24 protein-coding genes and 1 tRNA gene are annotated in these 25,817 nt (G+C 64.0%); 12 read left to right on the top strand and 13 right to left on the bottom strand.

All coding sequences use genetic code 11. The features are described from left to right. Positions 1-5 precede the first annotated feature (5 nt). Both P9220_RS09195 and P9220_RS09190 read right to left on the bottom strand, forming a co-directional pair. On the bottom strand, positions 6-626 hold the full coding sequence (locus tag P9220_RS09195; RefSeq protein WP_309764577.1) for a phage late control D family protein: 621 nt from the start codon (positions 624-626) through the stop codon (positions 6-8). A 10-nt stretch (positions 627-636) separates the two neighbouring features. Then, complete coding sequence (locus P9220_RS09190) at positions 637-885, bottom strand: PAAR domain-containing protein (RefSeq protein WP_309764576.1); 249 nt, start codon at positions 883-885, stop codon at positions 637-639. Between the two features lie 464 nt (positions 886-1,349). Here P9220_RS09190 and P9220_RS09185 point away from each other — a divergent pair, with 464 nt between their 5' ends. Next, positions 1,350-1,964, top strand: coding sequence for a helix-turn-helix domain-containing protein (locus P9220_RS09185; RefSeq protein ID WP_309764575.1), 615 nt, complete (start codon positions 1,350-1,352; stop codon positions 1,962-1,964). A 174-nt stretch (positions 1,965-2,138) separates the two neighbouring features. Here P9220_RS09185 and P9220_RS09180 read toward each other — a convergent pair. The 6 genes from P9220_RS09180 to cysS form a co-directional block, all read right to left on the bottom strand. Further along, a tRNA-Ser gene (locus tag P9220_RS09180) sits at positions 2,139-2,231 on the bottom strand. 158 nt (positions 2,232-2,389) lie between these two features. Further along, positions 2,390-3,640 carry an aspartate kinase gene (locus P9220_RS09175; protein WP_309764574.1) on the bottom strand — a complete coding sequence of 417 codons (1,251 nt, stop codon included), beginning with the start codon at positions 3,638-3,640 and terminating at the stop codon, positions 2,390-2,392. 323 nt (positions 3,641-3,963) lie between these two features. Continuing rightward, positions 3,964-5,400: a tRNA lysidine(34) synthetase TilS gene (tilS, locus tag P9220_RS09170; RefSeq protein WP_309764573.1), complete on the bottom strand. Its 1,437-nt coding sequence runs from the start codon at positions 5,398-5,400 to the stop codon at positions 3,964-3,966. 28 nt (positions 5,401-5,428) lie between these two features. Next, positions 5,429-6,400, bottom strand: a complete 972-nt coding sequence (locus P9220_RS09165) for an acetyl-CoA carboxylase carboxyltransferase subunit alpha (RefSeq protein ID WP_309764572.1) — start codon at positions 6,398-6,400, stop codon at positions 5,429-5,431. A gap of 126 nt (positions 6,401-6,526) precedes the next feature. Beyond that, entirely contained in the window at positions 6,527-7,567 is a 1,041-nt protein-coding gene (locus P9220_RS09160) for a DNA-3-methyladenine glycosylase (RefSeq protein ID WP_309764571.1), read from the bottom strand. 47 nt (positions 7,568-7,614) lie between these two features. Continuing rightward, positions 7,615-9,012 (bottom strand): cysteine--tRNA ligase, encoded by a 1,398-nt coding sequence (cysS, locus tag P9220_RS09155; RefSeq protein WP_309764570.1) that lies wholly within the window; start codon positions 9,010-9,012, stop codon positions 7,615-7,617. A gap of 422 nt (positions 9,013-9,434) precedes the next feature. Here cysS and P9220_RS09150 point away from each other — a divergent pair, with 422 nt between their 5' ends. The 4 genes from P9220_RS09150 to P9220_RS09135 all read left to right on the top strand — a co-directional run bounded on the left by P9220_RS09150 (position 9,435) and on the right by P9220_RS09135 (position 12,296). Continuing rightward, positions 9,435-10,226: a tetratricopeptide repeat protein gene (locus P9220_RS09150; protein WP_309764569.1), complete on the top strand. Its 792-nt coding sequence runs from the start codon at positions 9,435-9,437 to the stop codon at positions 10,224-10,226. 101 nt (positions 10,227-10,327) lie between these two features. Then, entirely contained in the window at positions 10,328-10,915 is a 588-nt protein-coding gene (locus P9220_RS09145) for a peptidylprolyl isomerase (protein ID WP_309764568.1), read from the top strand. A 68-nt stretch (positions 10,916-10,983) separates the two neighbouring features. Next, the gene (locus P9220_RS09140; RefSeq protein ID WP_309764567.1) at positions 10,984-11,475 is read left to right on the top strand and encodes a peptidylprolyl isomerase; all 492 of its coding nucleotides are present in this window, start codon (positions 10,984-10,986) and stop codon (positions 11,473-11,475) included. A gap of 11 nt (positions 11,476-11,486) precedes the next feature. Continuing rightward, entirely contained in the window at positions 11,487-12,296 is an 810-nt protein-coding gene (locus P9220_RS09135; RefSeq protein ID WP_309764566.1) for a UDP-2,3-diacylglucosamine diphosphatase, read from the top strand. Here P9220_RS09135 and cysE read toward each other — a convergent pair. Beyond that, on the bottom strand, positions 12,291-13,076 hold the full coding sequence (gene cysE / locus P9220_RS09130) for a serine O-acetyltransferase (protein ID WP_309764565.1): 786 nt from the start codon (positions 13,074-13,076) through the stop codon (positions 12,291-12,293). The genes P9220_RS09135 and cysE overlap by 6 nt on opposite strands. Positions 13,077-13,249: 173 nt before the next feature. Then, complete coding sequence (locus P9220_RS09125) at positions 13,250-14,029, bottom strand: RNA methyltransferase (RefSeq protein WP_404989548.1); 780 nt, start codon at positions 14,027-14,029, stop codon at positions 13,250-13,252. Between the two features lie 244 nt (positions 14,030-14,273). Here P9220_RS09125 and P9220_RS09120 point away from each other — a divergent pair, with 244 nt between their 5' ends. The 5 genes from P9220_RS09120 to P9220_RS09100 all read left to right on the top strand — a co-directional run bounded on the left by P9220_RS09120 (position 14,274) and on the right by P9220_RS09100 (position 21,327). Then, entirely contained in the window at positions 14,274-15,077 is an 804-nt protein-coding gene (locus P9220_RS09120) for an inositol monophosphatase family protein (RefSeq protein ID WP_309764563.1), read from the top strand. 158 nt (positions 15,078-15,235) lie between these two features. Beyond that, positions 15,236-16,534: a lysophospholipid transporter LplT gene (gene lplT, locus P9220_RS09115; RefSeq protein WP_309764562.1), complete on the top strand. Its 1,299-nt coding sequence runs from the start codon at positions 15,236-15,238 to the stop codon at positions 16,532-16,534. Positions 16,535-16,728: 194 nt separating this feature from the next. Further along, complete coding sequence (locus tag P9220_RS09110; RefSeq protein ID WP_309764560.1) at positions 16,729-17,097, top strand: glycine zipper domain-containing protein; 369 nt, start codon at positions 16,729-16,731, stop codon at positions 17,095-17,097. A 281-nt stretch (positions 17,098-17,378) separates the two neighbouring features. Next, entirely contained in the window at positions 17,379-20,000 is a 2,622-nt protein-coding gene (gene mutS, locus P9220_RS09105; RefSeq protein ID WP_309765434.1) for a DNA mismatch repair protein MutS, read from the top strand. After that, positions 19,963-21,327, top strand: coding sequence for a hypothetical protein (locus P9220_RS09100; protein ID WP_309764559.1), 1,365 nt, complete (start codon positions 19,963-19,965; stop codon positions 21,325-21,327). The genes mutS and P9220_RS09100 overlap by 38 nt, the downstream gene beginning before the upstream one ends. Positions 21,328-21,385: 58 nt before the next feature. Here P9220_RS09100 and P9220_RS09095 read toward each other — a convergent pair whose 3' ends face one another. Further along, entirely contained in the window at positions 21,386-21,937 is a 552-nt protein-coding gene (locus tag P9220_RS09095; protein ID WP_309764558.1) for a peptidylprolyl isomerase, read from the bottom strand. Between the two features lie 33 nt (positions 21,938-21,970). Between P9220_RS09095 and P9220_RS09090 the strand changes: the two genes are divergently transcribed. Next, positions 21,971-23,206, top strand: coding sequence for a cupin domain-containing protein (locus P9220_RS09090; protein WP_309764557.1), 1,236 nt, complete (start codon positions 21,971-21,973; stop codon positions 23,204-23,206). A 266-nt stretch (positions 23,207-23,472) separates the two neighbouring features. Further along, complete coding sequence (locus P9220_RS09085; RefSeq protein WP_084592983.1) at positions 23,473-23,727, top strand: hypothetical protein; 255 nt, start codon at positions 23,473-23,475, stop codon at positions 23,725-23,727. 153 nt (positions 23,728-23,880) lie between these two features. Here P9220_RS09085 and P9220_RS09080 read toward each other — a convergent pair whose 3' ends face one another. Beyond that, positions 23,881-24,654, bottom strand: a complete 774-nt coding sequence (locus P9220_RS09080) for an MBL fold metallo-hydrolase (protein WP_309764556.1) — start codon at positions 24,652-24,654, stop codon at positions 23,881-23,883. 19 nt (positions 24,655-24,673) lie between these two features. Continuing rightward, positions 24,674-25,816: an outer membrane protein assembly factor BamC gene (gene bamC, locus P9220_RS09075; RefSeq protein ID WP_309764555.1), complete on the bottom strand. Its 1,143-nt coding sequence runs from the start codon at positions 25,814-25,816 to the stop codon at positions 24,674-24,676. Position 25,817 lies beyond the last annotated feature (1 nt).

The following is a 25,817-nucleotide window of genomic DNA, read 5'->3' as shown; positions in this document are numbered from 1 at the left end:
AGGTTTCAGTCGGCGTTGACACACAGCCTTCGTAAAAATGTGTAGTCGGACTCGAATGCCTGTCTCTGATAGTCGCGCGTCGGATAATAGCCGTTGCCGCTACCGGCTGGCCCGCCAATCCGGTACTCCACTTGCAGCGGATACGCGTGCATCACTTCGCGCGTGATAGCGATAACGTCGAGACCATAGAACCCTCGTGAATTGAGGTTCTGGGTGGCTAAATATAAGGCGGGGCGTAGCGTCAACTCATAGACAATCGAGCGGCCATCACTGCCCGCGATGCGCGCCGCCGCGATGATGCCGCTTATCTCGCGCGTGTGACCGCCCACGTTGCCCGCGCCGGTATTGCCGGGCATTCCGGGAACGAACTCGTATTTCCCGCGCACCTGAACGTAAGCGGTCGCTTCCACGCCGAGCAGTTTGTCCAGATCGACGTTCGCAGGGTCCGCGCTGCGGCCCCGGTAGCTTTCGCTCGTCTTGAGCGTCACGACATATTCGAACAGCTCGCCGATGCCGTCCGTACCCTTAAGACGGACCGGCACAAGGTACGGCACACCCCAATAATCAGGCTCGGGCAGCGCCGAGCAATGGAAGCCGAGCGGACGGGTTTGCGTTAGTGCAGTCATGCGGTGGCCCTCATGCAATGATCGTTGCGCCGCACGCGGTTTTATCGCCGATCAATGCCACGTTGACGCCCTTATGCGTGCGCGTGCCGGTCGCGATGATGGGATAGGTGCCGCCGCACTTCGGACATTCCGTGAGATGCCCGTCGAGCGCCGTCGCAATGCCCCTATGCTGAAGGTCCGGAGCGGCCTGAATGACCTTGCCGCCGTGGTCCGTGCTATCGCCCAAGCGTGCAACGTCGCGGCCTGTTTTATCTCTCATCGTTGGTGATCCTTATCGTTATTGAGCGATGAATGCGTTATTTAGGCTACGACAAGACGCGTCCGGGCCGCCACGAAACGGACAAAATGTCACGCCATCCTATAATTCAAGCGGCGGGGTTTGGTCGTATGCTTTGGACGCCCGACACGTGGTTGTGTCGAGCACGGGTTTAGCAGCCTGTAGACAATCAGACCCGCGACGCCCGCGCAATGCGGGCGCTGCGTTAGACCCCGCGCGCCTTCTCTGACCACTGGCGCACGGTGCTTCGTTTCGTCCGTCTATGGGCGGGACGCTGCAGGGAACCCGCAAGGGTTGCCGGTAATGGTGTAAGGCCCGGTCTGTCAACCCTGTCGCTGTTCCCGCCCGCCCTTCGCTCACACGAAGGGCGCGGCTTCTGTTCGACAGGAGCGAGACATGATGCACCGTCAACCGCCTACGACCTCCACTACAGGCCGTGGTGAACGATGAAGGGCGAGATTGAGCATCGAATACTGGAAACTGCCGAACGCGCCTTCGCAGAACACGGTTTCCGCGCCGTAGGCGTCGATGCCCTCGCGCATGCATGCGGCATCAGTAAGGTCACGCTTTACCGATATGTCCGCTCGAAGGACGCGCTTATAGCTGCGGTCCTGCGGTCCCGCTGCGAAGCAATCAGGACGGCGCTACATGCAGCGCAAGAAGCCGCGCCGCCGGGCATGGCGCGATTGCGTTCCCTGTTTCGCGCGCTCGACTTAAATGGGCGTGGCGACAGGCTGCTGCTGAACGCGCTGTTCGAACTCGCGGACGATTCAGAAGTACAAGAAATAGGCACCGACCATTACGAGGCGGTGCGATTGATCGTGCATCAAGTGCTTGGCGAACTCGCGCCGCCCGCGATCCTCGACCAACTCAGCCGCCAGATCGTGAATCTGCTTCGTGGCGCAACAGTTAGCAGCCTGCTAGATCGACCCGGAGTCGCGACGCAAGACGCATGGGAATGCGCGGTACAACTCGTTCAATACGCGAGACTGCCGGTGTCGCATCACCTTCGCTCGCACGCTGGCAGGAGTGACGATGCTTATACCGCTGACCTCACATGAGTCTGCCATGGCTAGCCGCTCTCGCCGCCACATTTCAAGATAACGTAACAAATCGATTCATCGACCAGACGCCTAGCGTCTACAATCGCGCCATTCGCTCTGTGGGTCATTTTGTGGGTTACCAAAAAAGAAACCCCGTAAGTCGTTAAACTTACGGGGTTTTCTTACTACTACTGGCGGAGACGGAGGGATTCGAACCCTCGATCCAGTTTTTAGCCAGATGCTCCCTTAGCAGGGGAGTGCCTTCGACCTCTCGGCCACGTCTCCCAAACTTTTCGTCGCACCGGGAGTGCAGTGCAACGAGATCGAGATAATAGCGTGTTCCCCGGCAGTGGTCAAATTCGCATGACAGTTTTTTCCAATCGACCGAATTCGAATGTTCCGCCGCCAGATATCGCAATAAACGCAGCGAACCTCTGCGCTTCTTACGCGCGATCCAGCTCGAACGCCTTGTGCAGCGCGCGCACCGCCAGTTCGGTGTATTTCTCGTCGATCAACACGGAGATCTTGATTTCCGACGTCGAGATCATCTGGATGTTGATGCCCTCCTCCGACAGCGTGCGGAACATCGTGCTCGCGATGCCCACGTGCGAGCGCATGCCGACGCCCACCACCGACACCTTCGACACCTTGGGATCGCCCAGCACCGTCTCGGCCTGTACGTGGCCCTTCACCTGGCCATTCAGGATTTCGAGTGCGCGCTGATAGTCGCCGCGGCCGACGGTGAACGTGAAGTCGGTCTTGCCGTTCACGCTCTGGTTCTGGATGATCATGTCGATGTCGATGTTCGCATCGGCGACCGGCCCGAGAATCTGATACGCGACGCCCGGCTTGTCGGGCACGCCCATCACCGCGATGCGCGCTTCGTCGCGCTGGAACGCGATGCCAGAAATCACTGCTTTTTCCATGTTCTCGTCTTCTTCAAAAGTAATCAGGGTGCCCGAGTGCATCTCTTCGTCGAGCGCCATCAGCGGGTCAGTCAGGCTGGAGAGCACGCGCGTCTTCACCTGATACTTGCCGGCGAACTCCACCGAGCGGATCTGCAGGACCTTCGAGCCGAGACTCGCCATCTCGAGCATCTCTTCGAAAGTCACGCGATCGAGCCGGCGCGCATCGTCGACGACGCGCGGATCGGTCGTATAGACGCCGTCGACGTCCGTGTAGATCAGGCATTCATCGGCCTTCAGCGCCGCCGCGATCGCGACCGCCGACGTGTCCGAGCCGCCTCGTCCGAGCGTGGCGATGTGGCCTTCCGGATCGACGCCCTGGAAGCCCGTGATGACCACGACCTTGCCCGCGTTCAGATCGTTGAGCACGCGCTCGCCGTCGATTTCGCTGATGCGCGCCTTCGTGAACGCGCTGTCCGTCTTGATCGGCACTTGCCAGCCGGCATAACTCACGGCGTCGAGACCTTCGGCGTGCAGCGCGATGGCGAGAAGCCCCACGCTGACCTGCTCGCCCGTGGAGGCAATCATGTCGAGTTCGCGCGGGTCCGGGTTCGCCGTGATGTCTTTCGCGAGACCGAGCAAGCGATTCGTTTCGCCGGACATCGCCGACGGCACGACGACCATCTTGTGGCCAGCCTTGTGCCATTTCGCGACGCGCTTGGCGACGTTCTTGATGCGCTCGACCGAGCCCATCGAAGTGCCGCCGTATTTGTGTACGATGAGTGCCATTGTCGTTTTGAACAGAAGGGAAACACGCGCTGACGCGCTCAATGCAAATGCTGTGCGTTGCTCGACCGCTTCGGGGATGGATGAAGCCAGCAACGATACGCGGGATGCCGCCGCATGCCCGCCTTGCGGTCAGGACTCACGCAAGTGTGCTCAAGAGGTGCGTCAAGGGCGCGCGTCTGCAGGCGAAATTCGCGTCTTTTGAACGGAGATGCTGCGCAAAGCGCGTGGCGGGCAAGCGAGCTACGGTACCCGATCGAGGCCGAAATTTCAAGATTGCACGCTTGGCGGAACCATTCTACCGGCTCGCGTGCAACGCCGCCGCATCAGGCGAGCAGCAGATCCGGCCGCCACACGATGCGGCGTAACGGCGCGTTCGCGCTTTCGGATGCGACATCCGGCGCGACTTCGCGGTTCACGCCGATGAACGGCACGAACAGCAGCGCATCGCGGATGAAGAGCAAGGGCACGTCGCGTTTCCATGCGGGAACGCCGCGCTCCTGGAACAGGTTCTTGAGCGTGCGGCTCGGCGCATCCGCCGCGAGGCGCATGCGCTCGCCGCCGCCACGCGACCGCGCGACGAGCGGCGCGGCGCGCAGCAAGCCTTCCGCGATCACATCGGGGCCGGGCGCATCGACGGGTTCGAACACGAACGAACCGCGCCACTGCGGCAAGCGCCAGACTTCATCGCCCTGCCAGCGCAATTCGCCCGGTGCACGGGCGATGGCCGCGCCCTGGTCGAGATCGGGCGCATCGGCGCTGTCGCCCTGCTCCCAGAACAACGCATTGCGATACACCCGCAAGCACTGCCCCGCGTGATCGACGCGCAGCGCGTGACCGTCGCGCGCGCTCGCCGCGTGACGAAGCTGACGCAGGATATCCGCTGTGCGCGCCGTCGATGCCGCCTGCAAGCCGCACGCGCGCATCCAGTAGCGCAGGAGGTTGATGGCGCGTTCGTCGTCGAGTGCGAGAAGCGCATCGAGCGCGAGCGCACCGTCCTCGCCGCTGCGCGCCGTATCCATGTCGATGCGCGCGAGCTCGTCGAGCAGCCGCTGCGCCGAAGCCGCATGCGACGCCGTGCGCGCAAGGGCATCGCGAAAGCCCGGGAAATGCACGGCGAGCACCGGCAGCACGTCATGGCGCAGCGCATTGCGTGCGTAGCGGGTGTCGGCGTTCGACTCGTCGTCGATCCACGTCAGATCACGCTCGTGCGCGTATTGCTCGAGCTGCGCGCGCAACAGCCGCAACAGCGGACGCAGACGCGGCGTCGCGCCATCGAGGCGCTGCGGGGCCATCGCCGCGAGGCCCGCGACGCCCGCGCCCCGCAGCAATTGCAGCAACACGGTCTCGGCCTGATCGTCGGCATGATGCGCGATCAGGAGCGCCGACGCCCCCGCTTCATCGCACATGTCGTCGAGCGCGCGATACCGTGCATCGCGCGCGGCGGCCTCGAGGCTTTCGCCGCCGGAACGCATCACCTCCACGTGCCGCGACGCATGGCGCACATCCAACGATGCCGCGAACGCGGCACAATGCGCGGCCCAGGCATCGGCGTTCGGGCTCAGGCCGTGATGTACGTGCAGCGCAACGACGCGCGCCGCGCCGAAACAGCGCACGGCGGCATCGAGCAAAACGGTGGAATCGAGGCCGCCGCTGAGTGCGACGGCAAGCCGCGCATCGGATGGCAGCGCGGAGGCCGACACCGAAGCGCGCACCGCCTCGAGAACGAGGCGGCCGGCCGGGGTGTCGGTGTCGGAAATCACGAGGGATGGTGAAGAGAGGAAAGCCCGCTCATGCGCCGGGCAGCGTTTCCTTGAACTTGCCGTAGGCCATCAGCTTGTCGAAGCGGCGATCGCGCAATTCCTGCACGCTCAGACCCTGGAACTGACGCAGCGAGTCGGCGAGCGCACGGCGCAGCATCGCGGCCATGCCCTTCGGATCGCGATGCGCGCCGCCGAGCGGTTCGTTCACGATCTTGTCGATCAGCCCGAGCGCCTTCAGGCGATGAGCGGTCAGGCCGAGCGCTTCGGCCGCTTCCGGCGCCTTCGCCGCACTCTTCCACAGAATGGACGCGCAGCCTTCCGGCGAGATCACGGAGTACGTGGAGAACTGCAGCATCATCACGGAATCGGCGACGGCGATCGCCAGCGCGCCGCCCGAACCGCCCTCGCCGATGATCGTCGTGATGATCGGCGTCTTGAGTTCCGCCATCACGTACAGATTGCGCCCGATGGCTTCCGACTGACCGCGCTCTTCCGCGCCGATGCCCGGATACGCGCCAGGCGTATCGACGAACGTGAAGATAGGCATGCCGAACTTTTCGGCGAGACGCATGAGCCGCTCGGCCTTGCGATAGCCTTCGGGACGCGGCATGCCGAAGTTGCGCAGCGCGCGCTCTTTCGTGTCGCGGCCCTTCTGATGGCCGATCACCATGCACGGCTGGCCGTTGAATCGCGCGAAGCCGCCGACGATCGCGAGGTCATCGGCGAAGGCGCGGTCTCCATGCAGTTCGTGAAAGTCGGTGAACAGCTCGTTCACGTAGTCGAGCGTGTACGGACGCTGCGGGTGACGTGCGATTTGCGAAACCTGCCACGGCGACAGGTTTGCGTAGAGATCCTTCGTGAGCTGCTGGCTCTTCTTCGACAGCCGCTCGATTTCTTCCGAGATGTCGACAGCGGAATCGTCCTGAACGAAGCGGAGTTCTTCGATCTTCGCTTCGAGTTCAGCGATCGGCTGCTCGAAATCCAGAAACGTGGTCTTCATGTGTTCGAGTCCTAGAACAACGGGCGGGGCGCAGGGGCGTCTATTCTAACCGCGTCCGTCCCTGATAAATACGCGCGGAAGCTATCGATTATAAATCAACGATAGCTCGGCATTTGTTGTGTGAAATCAGTGGTCTGCGGGAATCGGGTTGAGACTGCGCCACATGTACCAGGTCGCGACCGTGCGCCACGGCTCCCAGTTCGCCGCGACTTCGCGTGCCTCGCTGCGCGTGACCGGTTCGCCGCTGAAGTAATTCACGCTGATCGCCTGGATCAGGCCGAGGTCGTCGAGCGGCAGGACATTCGGGCGCGACAGATTGAAGATGAGGAACATCTCCGCCGTCCATCGGCCGATGCCGCGAATCTGCGTGAGTTCGGCGATGACGGCTTCGTCGTCCATCGACGCCCACGTATCGACATGCAGCGCACCCGATACGAAATGCTGCGCGAGATCCAGTATGTACTCGGTCTTGCGTTTCGACAGGCCGCACGCTTGCAGCTTCTCCGGCCCCAGCTTGATGAACTGCGCAGGCACGACTTCGGGGCACGCGGTTTTCACGCGTTCCCAGATGGCTTGCGCGGCTTTCACCGATATCTGCTGACCGGCGACCGACCGTGCGAGCGTCGAGAACGGATCGCCGAGATTGACGAGATGGATCTCGCCGAACTTCGGAATCAGCTTCTTGAGGATACGGTCGCGCTTCATCAGGTCGGCGCACGCCTTGTCCCAATAGTCAGGACGCGTGGCTTCGCGTGTGAGACCGCCGACTTGCGCGGACACCTCGGCATCCGCCGTGACGACACGCGACTTGCGCACGACTTCGCCGTGCTCCTTGTCGGCGACGAGCGTCTGCGCATGGGCGGCATCGCCCGCGACGGCGCGGCCGTTGCCCTTCGCCGGCAGCATCTCGGCTTCCACGGTGCGCGCCTTCGACGCACGCGCGCCGATGTCCTCGCCGTTGCCGCGTCGCGCGCTGCTTACGCCGTCGCCTGCGGAACGCGTCGAGATCGCGCGTTTGGCCGCGCTCTTGCGGGCCGTCGCCGTCGTTGCACCATTGCTCCTTTGCGTCGTCGATTCCGATTGCGCAGCGCGCGCGCGCTTCGTTGCGGGCGACGCGGCGCTTCCTGACGCGGGTCGCTTGACCGGCGTCTTCCTGGCCGTTGCCATCTTGCCTCCTGCCTGGCGAGTCGATCAGAGGGTTCGAAGGTTCGCGATCACACGCGGCGCCATTCGGTCGACCCACCCGGTTTGTCTTCAAGCGCAATACCGGCTTCGAGCAATGCGGCGCGAATCCGGTCTGCTTCGGCATAGTTCTTCGCCTGCTTGGCGGCGATGCGCTCGGCGATCTTCGCTTCGATCTCCTGCGGCGACAGTCCGTCCGCTGCATCCGTGCCCGCCGCCTGCTGCAGGAACGCGCGCGGCTCGCGCCCGAGGAACCCGAGCGCCTGACCCAGACCCTTCAGCTGACGAGCGAGCGCCGCGTCGTGCGTGCGGTTCACTTCGCTTGCAAGATCGAACAGCACGGATACGGCCACGGGCGTGTTGAAGTCGTCGTTCATCGCAGACTGGAAACGCTGCGCGTTCGCCTCATCCCAGTCAAGTTGCTGATTGTCCGGCTCGACATCTTTCAGCGCGGTATATAGGCGAGTCAATGCGTTCCTTGCATCGTCGATATGCACGTCGCTGTAGTTGAGCGGCGAACGATAGTGCGCACGCGCGATGAAGAAGCGCACGACTTCGGCGTCGAACTTTGCCAGCACTTCACGGATCGTGAAGAAGTTGCCGAGCGACTTCGACATCTTCTCGCTGTCGATCTGCACGAAGCCGTTGTGCATCCAGTAGTTCACGAAGGTCTTGCCGGTCGCGCCTTCGCTTTGCGCGATCTCGTTCTCGTGATGCGGGAACTGCAGGTCCTGACCGCCGCCGTGAATGTCGAACTGCTCTCCGAGCAAGCTGCAGGCCATCGCCGAACATTCGATGTGCCATCCCGGACGGCCGCGACCCCACTTCGAATCCCAGCCGGAATCGGCGGGCTCGCCTTCCTTCGAATGCTTCCACAGCACGAAGTCGAGCGGATCTTCCTTCGCATCGTTCGCGGCGACGCGCTCGCCCGCGCGCAGGTCTTCGAGCGACTTGCCCGACAGCCTGCCGTATCCCGCGAACTTGCGCACTGCGTAGTTCACGTCGCCGTCCTTCGCGTGATACGCATAGCCGTTGGCCTGCAATGCATCGATCATGCCGAGCATCTGCGGAATGTAATCGGTGGCGCGCGGCTCGAGGTCCGGACGCGCGACGCCGAGTGCATCCGCGTCTTCGTGCATCGCCTGGATGAAGCGCTGCGTGAGCGACTTGATCGACTCGTTGTTCTCGACCGCGCGACGGATGATCTTGTCGTCGACGTCCGTGATGTTCTGCACGAACGTGACCTTGTAGCCGATCGTGCGCAGCCACCGCTGCACGACATCGAACACGACCATCACGCGCGCATGGCCGATATGACAGTAGTCATAGACGGTCATTCCGCAGACGTACATGCGTACCTCGCCGGGGCGAAGCGGCGTGAAGGGTTGCTTGTCACGCGCGAGCGTGTTGTAGATGCGCAGCGAATTCATAGAGGGCAGTGCGTGTACCGGAGCACCCGTGCGTTGTCGGCGCAGTGACGTGCTCGATGCTGGCGGGAACGGATGATACGCACACGCGAGCGCGAACACGACGGTCGGTCGACCAGGACGGAGACGGCCACGAGTGGCAAAGAGAGTCCGGCGTCGGCAACGCGCGGCCACGTGTGAAACATGGCGTGCAAGGCGTGCGCGGAACGGGCGGACCTTTTGTTAGAATGGGTCGGAGTATAACACTCGGACTTGAGCCTATGAAATCTCCAAGCGGCCGCACGACGGGCGTTGCCGGTCATGCCGCGAGCCAGGCTGAAGCCCTCGCAGTCCATGGTGTTTCGAGTGGCGCATTGTGCTTCATTCACCCTCCCTCCCCGCTCCATTCCCTGACCCGATTCCAAGTGACTCACGCTCAAGCGCGCATGCCTTCGCAAGTTTCCCGCCTGCCATCCATCGTTCGTGTTCGCCAGGGCCTCATCGCGACGCTTTCGCTCGCCGTCTTCGGCGTTGCGGCGTGCTGTGTCACGTCGACGGCGGCGTTCGCGCAGGTATCGTCGGCGAAGGCGGACGGCACGCCGGAGATCGATGCGTCCATCGCCAGCAAGGACTGGAACGCCGCGCTCGCGCAGCTCGATGCGCGCATCGCGACGAACCCGCGCGACGTGCAGGCGAAGTTCAAGCGCGCAACCGTGCTGGCGCGCCTGAATCGCGACGACGAGGCCATCGCCGCGTTCACCGAACTCACGCAGGCATACCCGGAACTGCCCGAGCCTTACAACAATCTCGCCGCCCTCTATGCGAAGAAGGGCCGCTATGAAGATGCGCGCGCCGCGCTCGAAACGGCGGTGAAGGCGAACCCGGGCTATGCGCTCGCCTACGACAACCTCGGCGACCTTTATCTGCGGCTCGCGAGCGAATCGTACAAGCGGGCGCAATCGCTCGGCTCCGCGAGTCCGCTTACGCGCCAGCGCATTGCGGGCATCCAGAACATCATCACTCCGCCGCCGAAGAAGCGTGCCGCAAGTGCGGCGTCGAGCGGGGCGTCCGGCGCGCAAGGCGCTTCGGCGCCGCGTGCGGCTTCGGACGAATGGACGCCGACGCAAGGCGAGACGCCGTCGACCATGCCATCGCCCGAAACGTACTCGCCTTTCGGCGGACCGAGCGGCCCGTTGCCGACATCGCCGTATGTCGCGCCGAATCCGCAGCAGCCGTGAGTGGGCGCGCACAGGTTAAGCTATGAGCTTCGCGCGACGCCATTGCACGCAACGCCGTCGCGGTTGACGCTTTGCATTCATCACCCGAGGATCGAACCTTCATGAAATTGCTGATGCTGGCGCTTTCCGGCGCCGCCCTGATCGCGACCGCCCCCGCCTTTGCTCAACCCGGGCAACCCGCGCAGGCCGCGCATCCGAACGTGCTCTTCAAGACTTCGCAAGGCGACATCCGCGTCGAGCTTTATCCCGAGAAGGCGCCGAAAACCGTCGAGAACTTTCTCGCCTACGTGAAGTCCGGACAGTACAGCGGCACGATCTTCCATCGCGTCATTCCGGGCTTCATGATTCAGGGCGGCGGCTATAACACGAGCTTCGCGGAAAAGCCGACCCGCGCGCCGATTCCGCTCGAAAGCCGCAGCGGCCTGAAGAACGCCACCGGCACGATCGCGATGGCGCGCACCAGCAATCCGAACTCGGCCACGGCCCAGTTCTTCATCAATACGGTCGATAATGCGGGCCTCGACTATCCGAACCCCGACGGCAACGGTTACGCCGTGTTCGGCAAGGTCGTCGCGGGCATGGATGTCGTGAAGAAGATCGAAGGCAGCCCGACCACGACGCGCGGCCCGATGGCCGACGTGCCGCAGAAGCCGACCGTGATCGAGTCGGCGACCGTCGTGTCGCAGTAACGCGAATATCCCTGGCGGCGTGCAGTCGCGCGCCGCCCAACTACAACCGAACACACCGGAGAAAACACATGGTCGAACTGCATACGAACCACGGCGTCATCAAGCTGGAACTGAACGCCGAAAAAGCGCCGAAGACGGTCGAGAACTTCCTCAACTACGTGAAGAAGGGCCACTACGACAACACGGTGTTCCATCGCGTGATCGACGGCTTCATGATCCAGGGCGGCGGCTTCGAGCCGGGCATGAACCAGAAGCCGACGGACGCGCCGATCAACAACGAAGCGAACAACGGCCTCACGAACGACAACGGCACGATCGCGATGGCGCGCACCAACGACCCGCACTCGGCGACCGCGCAGTTCTTCATCAACGTGAAGGACAACGACTTCCTGAACCACTCGTCGCCGACGCCGCAGGGCTGGGGCTACACGGTGTTCGGCAAAGTCGTCGAAGGCATGGATGTCGTCGAGAAGATCAAGAAGGTCCGCACCGGCTCGAAGGGCTTCCATCAGGACGTGCCGGTCGATGACGTCGTGATCGAGAAGGCCGTCGTGGTCTGAATCTCCATCGCATGATCGAGTCGAAGTCTTTCGGTCGCGAAACGGAACACGAAGCAGCGGGCGCAGCGCATGACGCGCGCCCGCTGTTTTTCATTTCGGACCTGCATCTGAGCGAGGCGATACCGAACACGGTCGCCGCGTTCGAGCATTTCATCGAGGTGACGGCGAACGAGGCCGACTCCGTCTTCATCCTCGGGGATCTTTTCGAATTCTGGATCGGCGACGACGTGCTCGACCCCGCCGTCACCGACGAACGCGGCCGCTTTGCGCGCCGCATGACGAAGCTGATGCATACGCTATCCGAGCGCGGCATCGCGCTCTACGTGATGCACGGCAATCGCGACTTTCTGCTGGGCCGGCGCTTCATGAAGGAAGCCGGCGCAATGCCGCTGCCCGATCCGTTCACGATGACCGCGTTCGGCACGCGCATCGTGCTCGCGCACGGCGACGCGCTCTGTACCGACGACACCGGCTACCAGCGTTTTCGCCGTTTCGCGCGCAATCGCGTTGCCCAGCGCCTGTTTCTCGCGCTGCCGCTTCGAACGCGGCTTGCAATCGGTCAACGCATGAGAATGACGAGCGAAGGCGCGCGCACGCACGAGGCATCGGCGAAATACGACGTGACGCGCAACGCGGTCGCGTCGCTATTCACGCGAAGCCGCACGCATACGATGATTCACGGCCACACGCATCGCCCGGCGATGCATCGCGAAGCCGACGGCGTGCGCTGGGTGCTGCCCGACTGGGAACTGGATATCGACGAGCCGCGCGGCGGTTATCTGCGTATCGACGCGAGCGGCATTCGCGTTCTGCCCTTATAGCTGGCGCTCGACGTTGCGCGGTTCGCCGTCCATCGCGGAGCACATGCGCTTCAGGTCGACGAGCGTCGCGCCGTCCACGCCATGCAGCGCTTCCACGCGCGCACCGAGCCGCTCCAGCGCCGCGACGATTTCGTCGGTGCGCTGCGACTGCTTCGACGCGTGATCGATGAGACCGTGAATCGCGAGCGACACCGGATCGTCGGCGTTCGGCGTAATGCCGTAGGCGCAGAAGCCATCGCGCGCGTCGGTCGCGGGCTTCGGCACCGCGGGCATCACGATGCGCGCCGGATTGCCAACCGCGGTGCCGCCCGCCGGCACCGGCTTCACGACGACCGCATTGGAGCCGATCTTGGCGTTCGCGCCGACGGTGAAGCTGCCGAGCACCTTCGCGCCCGCGCCGACGATCACGCCGCGTTCCAGCGTCGGATGCCGTTTGGCCCCGCGCGCCAGCGACGTACCGCCGAGCGTCACGCCCTGGTAGATCGTGCAGTCGTCGCCAATCTCGGCCGTTTCGCCAATCACGACGCCCATGCCGTGATCGATGAACACGCGCCGTCCGAGCGTCGCGCCCGGATGGATTTCGATGCCGGTGAGAAAGCGCCCGATCTGCGACACGAAGCGCCCCGACCAGCGCCAGCCGCGCCGCCAGCACGCGTGCGCGAAGCGGTGCAGCACGATTGCATGCAGGCCCGGATAACACGTGACGACTTCCAGGACGCTGCGTGCGGCGGGATCGCGCTCGCGGATGGCGGCAATGTCTTCGCGGATTCGGTCGAACATGTCGGAGTCTCTGTCGGGGGAAGGGGCGCTGCTGCACCAGGGGCCTGAGCACGATCAGCGCGCATGGGCTTAAGCACGAAAAGCGCAATGCTTATATCGGCATGCCGTTTTCGCCGATTGTAGGGCGAGCGCGCAAAGCGTGCCCGATGCCCCCGATGACAGCGCGGTCTGCGTCAGTCCTTTCTTGCGCGCAGAAGAATGTGCTTCGCGATGCCGCGCAGGATGTTCACTTCCTCGCGTTCCAGCCCCGAGCGCGCAAAGAGCCGCCGCACGCGCGACATCAGCTTCTTCGGATTGGCGGGATCGAGAAACTCGAGCGCGACGAGCGCTTCTTCGAGATGCGCGTACATGCCTTCGATTTCATCGCTCGACGCGCTGTGCTCCGCCGACGCCACGAGCGACAACGCCGGCGCGGCTTCGTGAAACGCGATGCGCAGTTCGTAGGCAAGCACCTGCACCGCCTGCGCGAGATTCAGCGAGCTGTATGCGGGATTGGCCGGGATGTGCGCAAGCGCGCTGCACCGCTCCACGTCGGCGTTGGAGAGGCCTGTGCGCTCGTTGCCGAACACGAGCGCGATATCGCCGTGCCGCACGGATTCGTGCGCGCGCCGGGCGACGGCGCGCGGCGGCATGTGCGGCGGCCCGTATTCGCGCGTGCGCGCGGTCAGCGCCACGGACCAGCGCACGCCAACGAGCGCTTCCGCGAGCGTATCGACGACATGCGCGGACGCGAGGACATCGTCGGCGCCGCTCGCCATCGCGATCGCTTCGGGCTCGTTCTTGACATCCGCGACGCGCGGCGCGACGAGCACGAGGCGCGAGAAGCCCATCGTCTTCAGCGCGCGCGCCGCTGCGCCCACATTGCCCGGATGACTCGGCTCGACGAGGATGAACCGCGTGGACGTGAAGCCGCCGGCGGGGAGAGAAAGTTCGTTGGATTCCAAGGGGCGGATTCTGCTTGAAGGTTGCGAGAAAACTGAAGCGGGGAATCGGCTATCTTATCCCGAAGCACGCCGGCCGCTCCCGCCAATCGGAAACATCCGGCTTCGGGTAAAATGACGAGTTCGCGCCGTGACCGCCTTCCGGTCCGCGAGCGCCCCGCTCTTATTCAATTCGTCTTTCGTCGACCTAGCCGTTGTCGCCAACTTCATCGCCCGCGCCATTGCATAAAAGCGCGGCGGTCAAAGGATTTCGCTCATGCAACCGATGCTCAATATCGCTGTCAAGGCCGCGCGCCGCGCCGGACAGATCATCAACCGCGCGTCGCTCGACCTGGATCGCCTCCAGGTCAGCAAGAAGCAGCACAACGACTTCGTGACGGAAGTCGACAAGGCGGCCGAAGCCGCGATCATCGAGACGCTGCACACCGCCTATCCCGATCATTCCATCCTCGCCGAAGAGTCCGGCGCGGACGAACGCGAATCGGAATATCAGTGGATCATCGATCCGCTCGACGGCACCACCAATTTCATCCACGGCTTTCCGTATTACTGCGTGTCGATCGCGCTCGTGCACCGGGGCATCGCGACGCAGGCCGTCGTCTACGACCCGACGCGCAACGACCTCTTCACCGCATCGCGCGGGCGCGGCGCGTACCTGAACGAGCGGCGCATCCGCGTCGGCAAGCTGGATCGTCTGTCGGATGCGCTCATCGGCACCGGCTTCCCGTTCCGCGATGGCCAGGGCCTCAACGCCTACACGCGCCTTTTCAGCGAAATGACGCTGGCGTGCGCGGGACTGCGCCGCCCCGGCGCGGCCGCGCTCGACCTCGCCAACGTCGCGGCAGGACGCCTCGACGGCTTCTTCGAGCAAGGCATCCATCCGTGGGACGTCGCGGCGGGCAGCCTGATCGTGACCGAAGCGGGCGGGCTCGTCGGCAACTACACGGGTGAATCGGACTTCCTGTTCAAGAACGAGATCGTCGCGGCGAACCCGAAGGTCTACGCGCAGATGGTCAAGATTCTCGACATGTACTCGCGCACGCGCCTGACGGGCGAGTAACACCGTCTCGCGGGGCGCCGGGCGCGCCTCGCTCTCCAGCCGGGCGCGCGCCATGCTCCGCAATCGGTGCGCGCTGTTCGCAGCTTGCTCGCTCGACGCAAGACCATCGCACTTTCCGCCGTTCTCCTCCGGTGCGCCGCGCCGCCTCCCCGCCCGACATGAAAAAAGGCTTCTACACGATCATCGCCGCGCAGTTCGTTTCATCGCTCGCGGACAACGCGCTGCTCATCGCGGCGATCGCGATGCTCGCGGTCGTGCGATCGGCGCCCTGGGTCACGCCGCTGCTGCAGATCTTCTTCACGATCTCGTATGTGGTGCTCGCGCCCTTCGTCGGGGCATTCGCCGATGCGCTCCAGAAGCGCCACGTGATGTTCATCTCCAACGCGCTCAAGGCAGGCGGCTGCGCGCTCATGTTCGCGGGCGTGCATCCGATGATCGCGTATGGCGTCGTCGGCCTCGGCGCGGCTGCTTATTCGCCCGCGAAGTACGGCATTCTCACCGAACTGCTGCCGCCGGAGAAGCTGATCCCGGCCAACGCGTGGCTGGAATCGGCGACAGTCGGCTCGACGATTCTCGGCACCGTCATCGGCGGCGCGCTCGTGAGCCAGGTCGTCGGCCGATGGGTCCAACATGCCCATCTGCCGTTCGTCGGCACCGCCGCGCACGCCGCGATGTTCGCCGTGATGGCGATTTACGCGTCGGCGGCGGTCATCAACGCGTTCATCCCCGATACCGGCGCGCGTTATCCGAACCTGCTCACGCAGCCGACGCGCCTCGTCCACGATTTCTCGCACTGCTTCAAGGTGCTATGGCGCGACAAGCTCGCGCAGATCGCGCTGTGGGTGACGACGCTGCTCTGGGGCGCCGCCGTCACGCTGCAACTGCTCGTGCTCAAGTGGGCCGACGCGAACCTCGGCTTGTCGCTGTCGAAGGCGGCGGTGCTGCAGGGCGTGACGGGCGTGGGCATTGCGCTCGGCGCAGCGGCGGCATCGGCGCGGATCGCGCTGAGGCAGTCGCTCAGAGTGTTGCCGGTCGGCGTGCTGATCGGCGCCGTGGCGGTGGCGATGGCCTTCTACAACAAGGACCTGTTCCCGGCCGGCGCGGGCGTGCAAGTCGGGCCGGTGTTCATGCCCGCGTACATCCTGATGGCTTATCCGCTGATGATCGCGCTCGGCGGTCTGTCGGGCTTCTTCATCGTGCCGATGAACGCGATCCTTCAGCATCGCGGCGCGACGCTGCTTTCCGCCGGTCATTCGATCGCGGTGCAGAACTTCAATCAGAACCTCGCCGTGCTCGCGATGCTCGGTTCCTACGCGCTGCTCCTGACGGAGAAGGTGCCGGTGCAATGGATCATCGTGATCTTCGGCGTGTTCGTCTGCGGCATGATGGCGCTGGCGATGCGCCGCCACACGCACAACGAGCGCGAAGCGGACCTGGGCGCGCTCGTCGAGGAATGAAGCTTGCTTGGGCGTGGTATCGGTTCATCGCCTCGGGCCGCCCGGAATCGCGACAGAGGGAGGGAACGATGGCGGACGAGTCGAAGTCGTAAGAGCAGTCAACGAGAGAGGATGGATCAGCGCATGATGCGCAGGCAGCGCAGCCGAAGCAGGCACGCTGCCATTCTTCGGCACGTCAATAAAGGAGCATGAAAATGGGATTGTTCACACGTTCGACGCTCGATAGCAAAATCAACGGCGCAGCCGACGTCGGCCAGCGCGCGGTGCGCGGGGCGAGCGATGTCGTCGATTCGGCCAGCGACCAGTTGCGCAGCTTCCTCGATGAGCTGGAAGATTCGCTGCACAGCGCGAAGGACATCGACGCCGACAAGCTGCGCAAGCAGTTGCAATCGAAGCTGAAGTACGCGCGCTCGCAGATGGACGGCGCGGGTTCGGCCATTTCCGGCCGCTTCGGCGATGCAGCCGGTTACGCCGATGACTTCGTGCACGACAAGCCGTGGCACACGCTCGGCGCGGTCGCGGGGCTCGCGCTGTTGATCGGCTTTCTGGCGGGCCGCGCCTGAGCGCACTGACGCCGACAGGCGGACACGGGGGCCATCGCGCGATGGCCCCTTTCCATTGCGCGATCCGGCCTATGCCTTCCGGCCGTCTCCTTCGCCCAACCCCGACAGGTTAAACTCTTGCTCATTGGCTGAACCGCGGCTGACTCGCGGCTGAACGCGCGTTGCGTTTCGGTCCATTCGCTTTTACCGCACGCAAGATGGGCAATCACACGGCAACTCCCGACTCTCCTGCGGCATCGGCCGCAGCCGCGCTTCCCGCGGATTTCTCCCAGCACACGCCGATGATGCAGCAGTATCTTCGCATCAAGGCGGATCATCCCGGCACGCTCGTGTTCTATCGCATGGGCGATTTCTACGAGCTTTTTTTCGACGATGCCGAGAAAGCCGCGCGCCTGCTCGACCTCACGCTCACGCAGCGCGGCGCATCGGGCGGCAATCCCATTCGCATGGCGGGCGTGCCGCATCATTCGTGCGAGCAGTATCTGGCCAAGCTGGTGAAGCTCGGCGAATCGGTCGCGATCGTCGAACAGATCGGCGATCCGGCCACGTCGAAGGGACCGGTCGAGCGCAAGGTCGTGCGCGTGGTGACGCCCGGCACGCTGACCGACGCCGCCCTGCTCTCCGACAAAAGCGATGTCTATCTGCTCGCGCTCTGCCCCGCGCATAACCGTCGCGGCGTGGTGACGAACGTCGGTCTCGCGTGGCTCAATCTCGCGAGCGGTGCGCTGCGGCTCGCGGAAGTCGCGCCCGAGCAGGTGGCGGCGGCGCTCGAGCGCATCCGTCCGTCGGAGACCCTCATCGCCGATACGGTCGCCGACGTGCAGGCGAACTTCGGCGTCGCCACGCTCGCGGCCACGACGCGCGTGCCGGCGTGGCACTTCGACGTCGGCTCGGGCGCCGCGCGTCTTCGCGAACAGCTCGATGTCGCGAGCCTCGACGGCTTCGGCGGCGAATCGCTCACCTGCGCGTGCGGCGCGGCCGGCGCGCTGCTGCTCTACGCGGCGGCGACGCAAGGCCAGCAGTTGCGCCATGTGCGCAGCCTGAAGGTCGAGTATGAATCGGAGTACATCGGGCTCGACCCTGCAACGCGGCGCAATCTCGAACTGACGGAGACGCTGCGCGGCACGGAATCGCCCACGCTGTGTTCGCTGCTCGATACCTGCGCGACGACGATGGGCAGCCGCCTCTTGCGGCACTGGCTGCATCACCCGCCGCGCGATGCGTCGATTGCCGGGGCACGTCAGCACGCGATCGGCGCGCTGCTCGATGCGCCGCCGTCGACCGGTCTCGACGCCTTGCGCACCGCGCTGCGAAAGATTTCCGACATCGAGCGCATCACCGGGCGGCTCGCGCTGCTGTCGGCGCGTCCGCGCGATCTTTCGAGCCTGCGCGACACGTTCGCCGCCCTGCCCGATCTTCAGCGCATCGTCGCGGCGCTGCCTGCGCAGACGGCTGCGCTCACGCGCATCGGCGCGGCGCTCGAACCGCCGGGCGAATGCCTGCATCTGCTCGCGAGCGCCATCGCCCCGGAACCGGCTGCGCTGATCCGCGACGGCGGCGTGATCGCGCGCGGCTACGATGCCGATCTCGACGAACTGCGCGATATTTCGGAGAACTGCGATCAATTCCTGATCGATCTGGAAACGCGCGAGCGCACGCGCACCGGGATCGCCAATCTGCGGGTCGAATACAACAAGGTGCACGGCTTCTATATCGAAGTCACGCGCGGTCAGACGGACAAAGTGCCGGACGACTATCGCCGCCGTCAGACGCTCAAGAACGCCGAACGCTATATCACGCCCGAACTGAAAGCGTTCGAAGACAAGGCGCTGTCCGCGCAGGAGCGCGCGCTCGCCCGCGAACGCGCGCTTTACGATGCGCTGCTGCAGAACCTGTTGCCGTTCATCGCGGATTGCCAGCGCGTCGCGGGCGCGCTCGCCGAACTGGACTTGCTCGCAGCCTTCGCCGAACGCGCCCGCGCGCTCGACTGGGTCGCGCCGGAGTTCGCCGCCGATGCCGGCATCGATATCGGACAGGGACGGCATCCGGTCGTCGAGGCGCAGGTGGAGCAGTTCATCGCGAACGACTGCTGCCTGAGCGACGAGCGCAAGCTGTTGCTCATCACCGGCCCGAACATGGGCGGCAAATCCACATTCATGCGGCAGACCGCGCTGATCGCGCTGATGGCGTATGTCGGCAGCTATGTGCCGGCCAAGCGCGCGCGCTTCGGCAAGCTGGATCGCATCTTCACGCGCATCGGCGCAGCGGACGACCTCGCAGGCGGCCGCTCCACGTTCATGGTCGAGATGACCGAAGCAGCCGCCATCCTGAACGATGCGACGGCGTCGAGCCTCGTGCTCATGGACGAGATCGGACGCGGCACGTCCACGTTCGACGGCCTCGCGCTCGCGTGGGCCATCGCGCGGCATCTGCTGTCGCACAATCACTGCTATACGCTCTTCGCCACGCACTACTTCGAACTCACGCAATTGCCTTCGGAGTTCGCGCAGGCGGCGAACGTGCATCTGTCGGCGGTGGAGCACGATCATGGCATCGTGTTCCTGCACGCCGTCAGCGAAGGCCCGGCGAATCAGAGCTACGGCCTGCAGGTCGCGCAACTCGCGGGCGTGCCGGCCGCGGTGATCCGCGCGGCGCGCAAGCACCTCGTGCATCTCGAGCAGCAGTCGATCGGCCAGCCGACCGCACAGTTCGACCTCTTCGCGAGCCCGCCTTATGCGTTCGAAGACGCGCCGAACGAGCCCGTCGAGGCGGATGCGCCGGAACATCCCGCGCTCGAAAAGCTGCGCGCGCTCGATCCGAACGATCTGCGTCCACGCGACGCACTCGATTTGCTCTACGAACTGCATGAACTGGCGACTTCCGCGCCGGATGCGTCGCGATAAGCGCGTCGTCCGGTCCATCGCCGGACGGTCGGGCGTCGTGAGCGCGACGGTGCATGCCGTCGTGGCGGCGGTGCTGGCCGCCGCATGTCCTGCCGCGTATCCGCAAGAAGGCGATCCGCTGACGTTCGCCGTCATCGCGGATGCGCTCGCCCGTCCCGCCGACGAAGCGCCCGTACGCCAGATGCTCGACGCAATCGGGCGCGATCGCGATATCGCGTTCATCGTCTATGACGGCAATGTCAAAGGCAGCATGGAGGCTTGCCGCGACAGTGTCTACCAGTCGCGCCGCGATCTGCTCGACGGCTCGCGCGCGCCCCTCGTGCTGCTGCTCGGACAACACGACTGGGCCGACTGCGGCCTCACGCATACCGGCGCTTATGATCCCGTCGAGCGTCTCGATTTCGTGCGCCAGCTTTTTTTCACGGATGCAAATTCGCTCGGACAGCAGCCGCTCGCCTTATCGCGTGAGAGCGACGTCGCGCGCTTTCGCCCGTTTCGTGAAATGGTGCGATGGCAGGCGCAAGGCGTGGCGTTCATCGGCCTCAACGCGCCGAGCCCGAACAATCATTACCTGACCGCAGGCGGGCGCAACGGCGAATTCGAAGACCGCGCCGTCGCGACGACATTCTGGCTCGAACATGCTGCGGAATCGGCACGACGCTCGGGGCTGCGCGCGCTCGTCATCCTCCTTCAGGGCGATCCCGACTTCGCACGTTACGAGCGGCGCGACCGCTTCGCGTGGCTGCGCTTCTCGCGCACGATGCCGCCGCGTGACGGCTTTCTGGAGCTCAAGCGCAGTCTCGTGAAGGCAGCGGAGACGTTTCGCGGGCCGGTCATCGTGATTCATCGCACCGAGGCGCCGGAGCCGAACGGCTTTCATATCGATCAGCCGCTGCGCAACGACAAGGGCCTGACGGTGACGAACCTGACGCGCGTCGCGCTTGCGCTAAAGAAACCGCAATCGCAATGGCTCGAAGTGTCGACCGATGCGGGATGGCGGCCGCCCTTTCGCCTGCGTGTGCGGGACGTGCGTGACGTTCGAAGCGCGCGCGATCCGCACGGTGCGAACGACGCCCGCAAGCGCGAGCCCGTCGAGCCGCAAGCCGACTCGTACGGCGCGCCATATTCCGCGCCCGCGTCGGGACCGGCCGCGCCGCTGCATCACGACTTGCCCGACGCGCTGCCGGCCGCGCCATCGCTCATTCAGCCAGCCTCCGGTCTGCCGCCGATTCTGACGCCGCCGCAGGCGCGTCCGCCGATACTGCCCACGCCGGCATCCAGCGTGCCGCCGGGCGGGACGGTGAACACGAACGGTCGCGCACAATAAAAAAGCGCAGCCTCTCGCTGCGCTTTTTCAACTACCGCCCGCTACGCCCGATGGCCGCTCAATGCAGCGTCGGACCCGAGTCCTTGCGCGGCTCGGCTTCGTCGTCGTCTTCGTCTTCGTCCGCGATATGCAGGCCGTCCGCACCGTGCGCATGCTGATGCTCGATTTCATCTTCGGTCGCCGTTCGCACTTCCTGCACCGACAACGCAAAACGCAACGCCATGCCCGCCAGCGGATGATTGCCGTCGAGCACCACCTTGTCTTCGGCGACGTCCGTCACGGTATAGATGAGCGTATCCAGTTCGTCGTCGCTATCTTCCGGCGTGCCTTCGAACTGCATGCCCACTTCGAGCGGCTCGGGAAAGCGGCTGCGCTCTTCGATCTTCACGAGTTCGGGATCGTATTCGCCGAATGCATCCTGCGGTTCGAGCTGAATCAGTGTTTCATAGCCGGGCTCGCGGCCGTCCAGCGCTTCCTCGATCTTGGGGAACGTGCCATCATAGCCGCCGTGCAGATAGACCATCGGCTCGTCGCTTTCCTCGATCAGATTGCCTTGCGCATCCGATAGCTTGTACGCGACCGAAACGACAGTGTCTTTCGCAATTTTCATTGAATGCTCCAAGATACAAGCCTCGATTATACGATGCGTCAGCGGCCCTCAGACGTTACTCCTTTGCCTCCCGACAACCATAACGAACCCGCGCGTGCGCCGCTTCCGGACGAAGTGTCGCCCCTGTTGGGCAACCGTACGCCGCGGCAGTTCATGCGGCGCTACTGGCAGAAAAAACCGCTGCTGATTCGCCAGGCGATCCCCCGCATGTCGGCCCCGCTCGCTCGCGAAGAACTCTTCGAACTCGCCGATTCCGACGACGTCGAATCGCGCCTCATCACGCATTTCCGCAATACGTGGAATCTGGAGCATGGACCGTTCGCGCCCGATGAACTGCCATCCGTGAAGAAGCGCGAGTGGACGCTGCTCGTGCAAGGCGTGAACCTGCATGACGAACGTGCGCACGCGTTGATGAACCGCTTTCGATTCATCCCCGACGCGCGTCTCGACGATCTCATGATCTCCTATGCGACCGATGGCGGCGGCGTCGGCCCGCACTTCGACTCCTATGATGTCTTTTTGCTGCAGGTGCATGGCAAGCGCCGCTGGCGTATCGGCGCGCAGCGCGACCTCTCGCTAAAACCCGGCCTGCCGTTGAAAGTTTTACAGCACTTCGAGGCGGAGGAAGAATGGGTGCTGGAGCCCGGCGACATGTTGTATCTGCCGCCGCATATCGCGCACGACGGTATCGCCGAGGGCGAATGCATGACGTGCTCCATCGGCTTTCGCGCGCCATCGGCGCATGAACTGACGGCGCAGTTCCTGTATCACCTTGCGGAGCGCACCAGCGACAAGACGCCGGGCAAAGCGGATGCGCGTTATCGTGATCCGGCCCAACCGCCCGTCGATACGCCGGCGGCGTTGCCCTCGCTGCTCATCGAACGGGTTGGCGCGATCCTTGCAAACGTCAGTTGGACTGATAAGGATATCGCGGAGTTTTTAGGCAGTTATCTGAGTGAGCCGAAAGCCAATGTGGTATTCGATCCGCCGGTTCGTGCGCTGAATGAGCAAAAATTTGTTGAGCGCGCGAAAAAGACGGGTGTCAGGCTAGATAGAAAGACGATTTTGCTCTACAACACGCACTCGTATTTCGTTAATGGCGAGGCCGCCGCGTTATCCGCAAAGGCGAAAAAGTGGCTGCCAGAACTCGCTGATTCCCGGCGAATGGAGGCGAAACGCTTTGTAACACTTACAGGCGATTTGGCAATGACATCCCTGCTGCACGAGTGGTATCGTGCGGGCTGGATTCAGACGGAGTCATCGGCCTGAAACGCTTGACGTGAAAGCGCTGGCGAGTTCTATCAAAGCCGTGGTTTTGCTGTTCCGCAATACGAAAATTTGTATGAGAAAGACAACGTACCGGCCCCTCATTTATCGACGGTCGTTACGAAAGTGCCTATAATTTCCGGCCAAGCCGTAGTAAGTCTCACACCAAAAAGAATTGTGAGGCTCCACAGCGGCCCAGGTCGGTGTTGGAGCACACATTACCGGTACTTTGCGCTGTTGCTTACCTTTAACCATAAAAGGACGTGATCATGAAGAAATCCCTCCTCGTAGCATCCCTGTTGGCTGCTGTTGCTCTGGCTGCATGCAACAAGTCTAGCGATACGGCTGCTCCGAGCGCTGCAAGCGATACGTCGGCTGCTTCGGCTCCGGCTGCTGCCGCTTCGGACGCTAACGCTGCTGCATCGAGCGCTTCGGCCGCTGCAAGCGACGCAGCTTCGGCTGCTGGCGCGGCTTCGGACGCTGCTGCTTCGGCTGCTGCTCCGGCATCGGGCGCAAGCCAGTAAGGCCATCAGGCACTTACGCCAGCGCCTCGAGCCTGGCACAGGCCGCTCATGGCGGCCTGAAACAAAAAAACCGGCTCTTGGGCCGGTTTTTTTGTTTCTTGACGCGGTGTCGTCGTGCCTCGTCGATCCACGCTTCGAGCGGTTTCGCTCACCTCACAGCGACAGCCAGTCGAAGCCCTCGGCTTGCGTGGCCACCACGACATCCGGCGCGGATGCATCCAGCACCGCAGCAAGCGCAGCCTGCGCGAGATGAGGCAGATTGTTTTGATGACTAAGATGCGCGGCGACGAGATGACGCAGCTTCGAACGATCCAGCGATGCCAGGATCGCCGCGGCCGCATCGTTGTTCAGATGCCCGTGCGTCCCGCCGATGCGCGCCTTCAGCGATGCCGGGTAACGGCTCGCGGAAAGCATCGCAAGGTCGTGATTCGATTCGAGCACGAGCGCGTCGCAACCGCTCAGCACGCTCGTGATATGCGGTGTCGCGACACCGACGTCCGTCAGCACGCCTAAGCGGCTTGCGCCATCGGAGAAGACGTATTGCAAAGGTTCGCGGGCGTCGTGGGGAACGGTATAGGGCAACACGCTGACATCGCCGATAGCGACGCTTTCGTCGCCCCATACCACGCGCAGGTCGACCTTGCCTTCGTCCGCGCCGACCGCGCGCGCGGTGCCCCAACTCATGTGAACGGGAATGGACCACTTGCGCGCCAAAGTCAGCGCACTGCCGATGTGGTCCGTATGTTCATGCGTGATGAGGATGGCGTCGAGATGCTCGGCGCTGGTTCCGAGCCGAAGCAACCGACGCTCGACTTCCTTCGCGGAAAAACCGCAATCGAGCAGCACGCGCGTGGTGGTCGCGCCGCTCGTCGATTCCACGAGCAACGCATTGCCTTCACTACCGCTGCCGAGGCTGGCGAATCTCACAATCGCTCGCGCCGCCCGCCTAGTTCAACTGCGCGTGCAGCAGGGACACGATGCGCTGCGCATCGGACGAGTTGTCCAGTTGGCCGTTCGCATCGACGACGGCGACCTGCGTCACGGCATCGGCCTTCGGACGCACGTTCACGAGGAACTGGCGCGTGGGCTTCGGCGTGTTGCTGGAAAAGAGCTTGCCGAAGAGACCTTCCTTCTTCAGCTCCGCCATGGAGTCCGAATAATGCACGTAGTAGATGCCCTTCTCGCGATCGCGATTGTCGACCGTGAAATTGGTGCGATCCAGCGCGAGGCCCACGCGCAGCCATGCGCGATCGAACGGCTCCGCGAGATCGAGCGTCGATGCACCCGCCGTCTGCTCGACCGCCACCTTCGCGCCCGCCGGACGCGCTTGCGCAATCAGTTGCTTCGACTGGTCTTCGGTGAGGCCGAACTTCTGCATCATCTTCGCGAGGAAAGCGGCCTCGAGCGCCGGATTGCGCGGCCGTGTCTCCCAGCGCGACGATGTCTTGTCCTGGCCCGTCAGCACTTCCTCCATCGCGCTATGCGTGACGGAAATGTCCGTCGACCCGTCCGCTGCGCGATCCACCTGCGTGCGGAACATGTCGCGCGTACCCGACGAGTAGGCGAAGTCAAGCAGCTTCCCGACGCTCTTCCTGAACCAGTCGTCCGGAATGTTCGCGCGATTTTCGGCCCAGTCGGTCGCCATGATGCCGGTCTGCGCGGAATCGGTCTTCAGCGTGAAGCCGTTCTCCGTCCAGAACTCCTGCAGTTGCGGCCAGATTTGATCCGGCGTGCGGCCATCGACGACGAGCCAGCGGCGATCGCCATCGCTTTCGACGTGCATGCCGTACGGGTCCTGCGCGGTCGGCACGCCGAGCGTCAGGTTGCCGGCCGGCGTGGTGTTGCGCTGCGTCGCGCCGCCGAGCGTGTTGATGGGCGGCGGCGCCGCGTAGCGCTGGCTGATGTCGGCCGTGCTTAGATCGGACGGCACGTTGAGCGCGGGCGCGGTCTCGGCCGCCTTGTAGTTGACGCGGTCGGGCGCGAGCCAGTCGTTCAGCGTTTCGCAGCCCGCAAGCGAGAAAAGGACGCCGGCGCCCAGCGACAGCACGCTCAGGCGTTTGGCTCGGGTGAGAAGAGCGGAATGTTTCATG

Origin of the sequence: Caballeronia sp. LZ016 (genome assembly GCF_031450805.1) — a bacterium.
Lineage (GTDB): Bacteria > Pseudomonadota > Gammaproteobacteria > Burkholderiales > Burkholderiaceae > Caballeronia.
The sequence above is the reverse complement of the archived record's forward strand: the minus strand, read 5'-3'. Positions and strand labels throughout refer to the sequence as shown.

What these genes read in the sequence shown, in the direction of transcription:
- P9220_RS09090 (WP_309764557.1), top strand. Translation starts at nt 21,971, where the DNA reads ATGCGTCAGCGGCCCTCAGACGTTACTCCTTTGCCTCCCGACAACCAT.
- P9220_RS09185 (WP_309764575.1), top strand. Translation starts at nt 1,350, where the DNA reads ATGAAGGGCGAGATTGAGCATCGAATACTGGAAACTGCCGAACGCGCC.
- P9220_RS09100 (WP_309764559.1), top strand. Translation starts at nt 19,963, where the DNA reads ATGAACTGGCGACTTCCGCGCCGGATGCGTCGCGATAAGCGCGTCGTC.
- P9220_RS09195 (WP_309764577.1), bottom strand. Translation starts at nt 626, where the DNA reads ATGACTGCACTAACGCAAACCCGTCCGCTCGGCTTCCATTGCTCGGCG.
- P9220_RS09150 (WP_309764569.1), top strand. Translation starts at nt 9,435, where the DNA reads ATGCCTTCGCAAGTTTCCCGCCTGCCATCCATCGTTCGTGTTCGCCAG.
- P9220_RS09165 (WP_309764572.1), bottom strand. Translation starts at nt 6,400, where the DNA reads ATGAAGACCACGTTTCTGGATTTCGAGCAGCCGATCGCTGAACTCGAA.
- P9220_RS09095 (WP_309764558.1), bottom strand. Translation starts at nt 21,937, where the DNA reads ATGAAAATTGCGAAAGACACTGTCGTTTCGGTCGCGTACAAGCTATCG.
- P9220_RS09175 (WP_309764574.1), bottom strand. Translation starts at nt 3,640, where the DNA reads ATGGCACTCATCGTACACAAATACGGCGGCACTTCGATGGGCTCGGTC.
- P9220_RS09190 (WP_309764576.1), bottom strand. Translation starts at nt 885, where the DNA reads ATGAGAGATAAAACAGGCCGCGACGTTGCACGCTTGGGCGATAGCACG.
- P9220_RS09145 (WP_309764568.1), top strand. Translation starts at nt 10,328, where the DNA reads ATGAAATTGCTGATGCTGGCGCTTTCCGGCGCCGCCCTGATCGCGACC.
- P9220_RS09140 (WP_309764567.1), top strand. Translation starts at nt 10,984, where the DNA reads ATGGTCGAACTGCATACGAACCACGGCGTCATCAAGCTGGAACTGAAC.
- P9220_RS09135 (WP_309764566.1), top strand. Translation starts at nt 11,487, where the DNA reads ATGATCGAGTCGAAGTCTTTCGGTCGCGAAACGGAACACGAAGCAGCG.
- cysS (WP_309764570.1), bottom strand. Translation starts at nt 9,012, where the DNA reads ATGAATTCGCTGCGCATCTACAACACGCTCGCGCGTGACAAGCAACCC.
- P9220_RS09160 (WP_309764571.1), bottom strand. Translation starts at nt 7,567, where the DNA reads ATGGCAACGGCCAGGAAGACGCCGGTCAAGCGACCCGCGTCAGGAAGC.
- cysE (WP_309764565.1), bottom strand. Translation starts at nt 13,076, where the DNA reads ATGTTCGACCGAATCCGCGAAGACATTGCCGCCATCCGCGAGCGCGAT.
- P9220_RS09110 (WP_309764560.1), top strand. Translation starts at nt 16,729, where the DNA reads ATGGGATTGTTCACACGTTCGACGCTCGATAGCAAAATCAACGGCGCA.
- P9220_RS09085 (WP_084592983.1), top strand. Translation starts at nt 23,473, where the DNA reads ATGAAGAAATCCCTCCTCGTAGCATCCCTGTTGGCTGCTGTTGCTCTG.
- lplT (WP_309764562.1), top strand. Translation starts at nt 15,236, where the DNA reads ATGAAAAAAGGCTTCTACACGATCATCGCCGCGCAGTTCGTTTCATCG.
- bamC (WP_309764555.1), bottom strand. Translation starts at nt 25,816, where the DNA reads ATGAAACATTCCGCTCTTCTCACCCGAGCCAAACGCCTGAGCGTGCTG.
- mutS (WP_309765434.1), top strand. Translation starts at nt 17,379, where the DNA reads ATGATGCAGCAGTATCTTCGCATCAAGGCGGATCATCCCGGCACGCTC.
- P9220_RS09120 (WP_309764563.1), top strand. Translation starts at nt 14,274, where the DNA reads ATGCAACCGATGCTCAATATCGCTGTCAAGGCCGCGCGCCGCGCCGGA.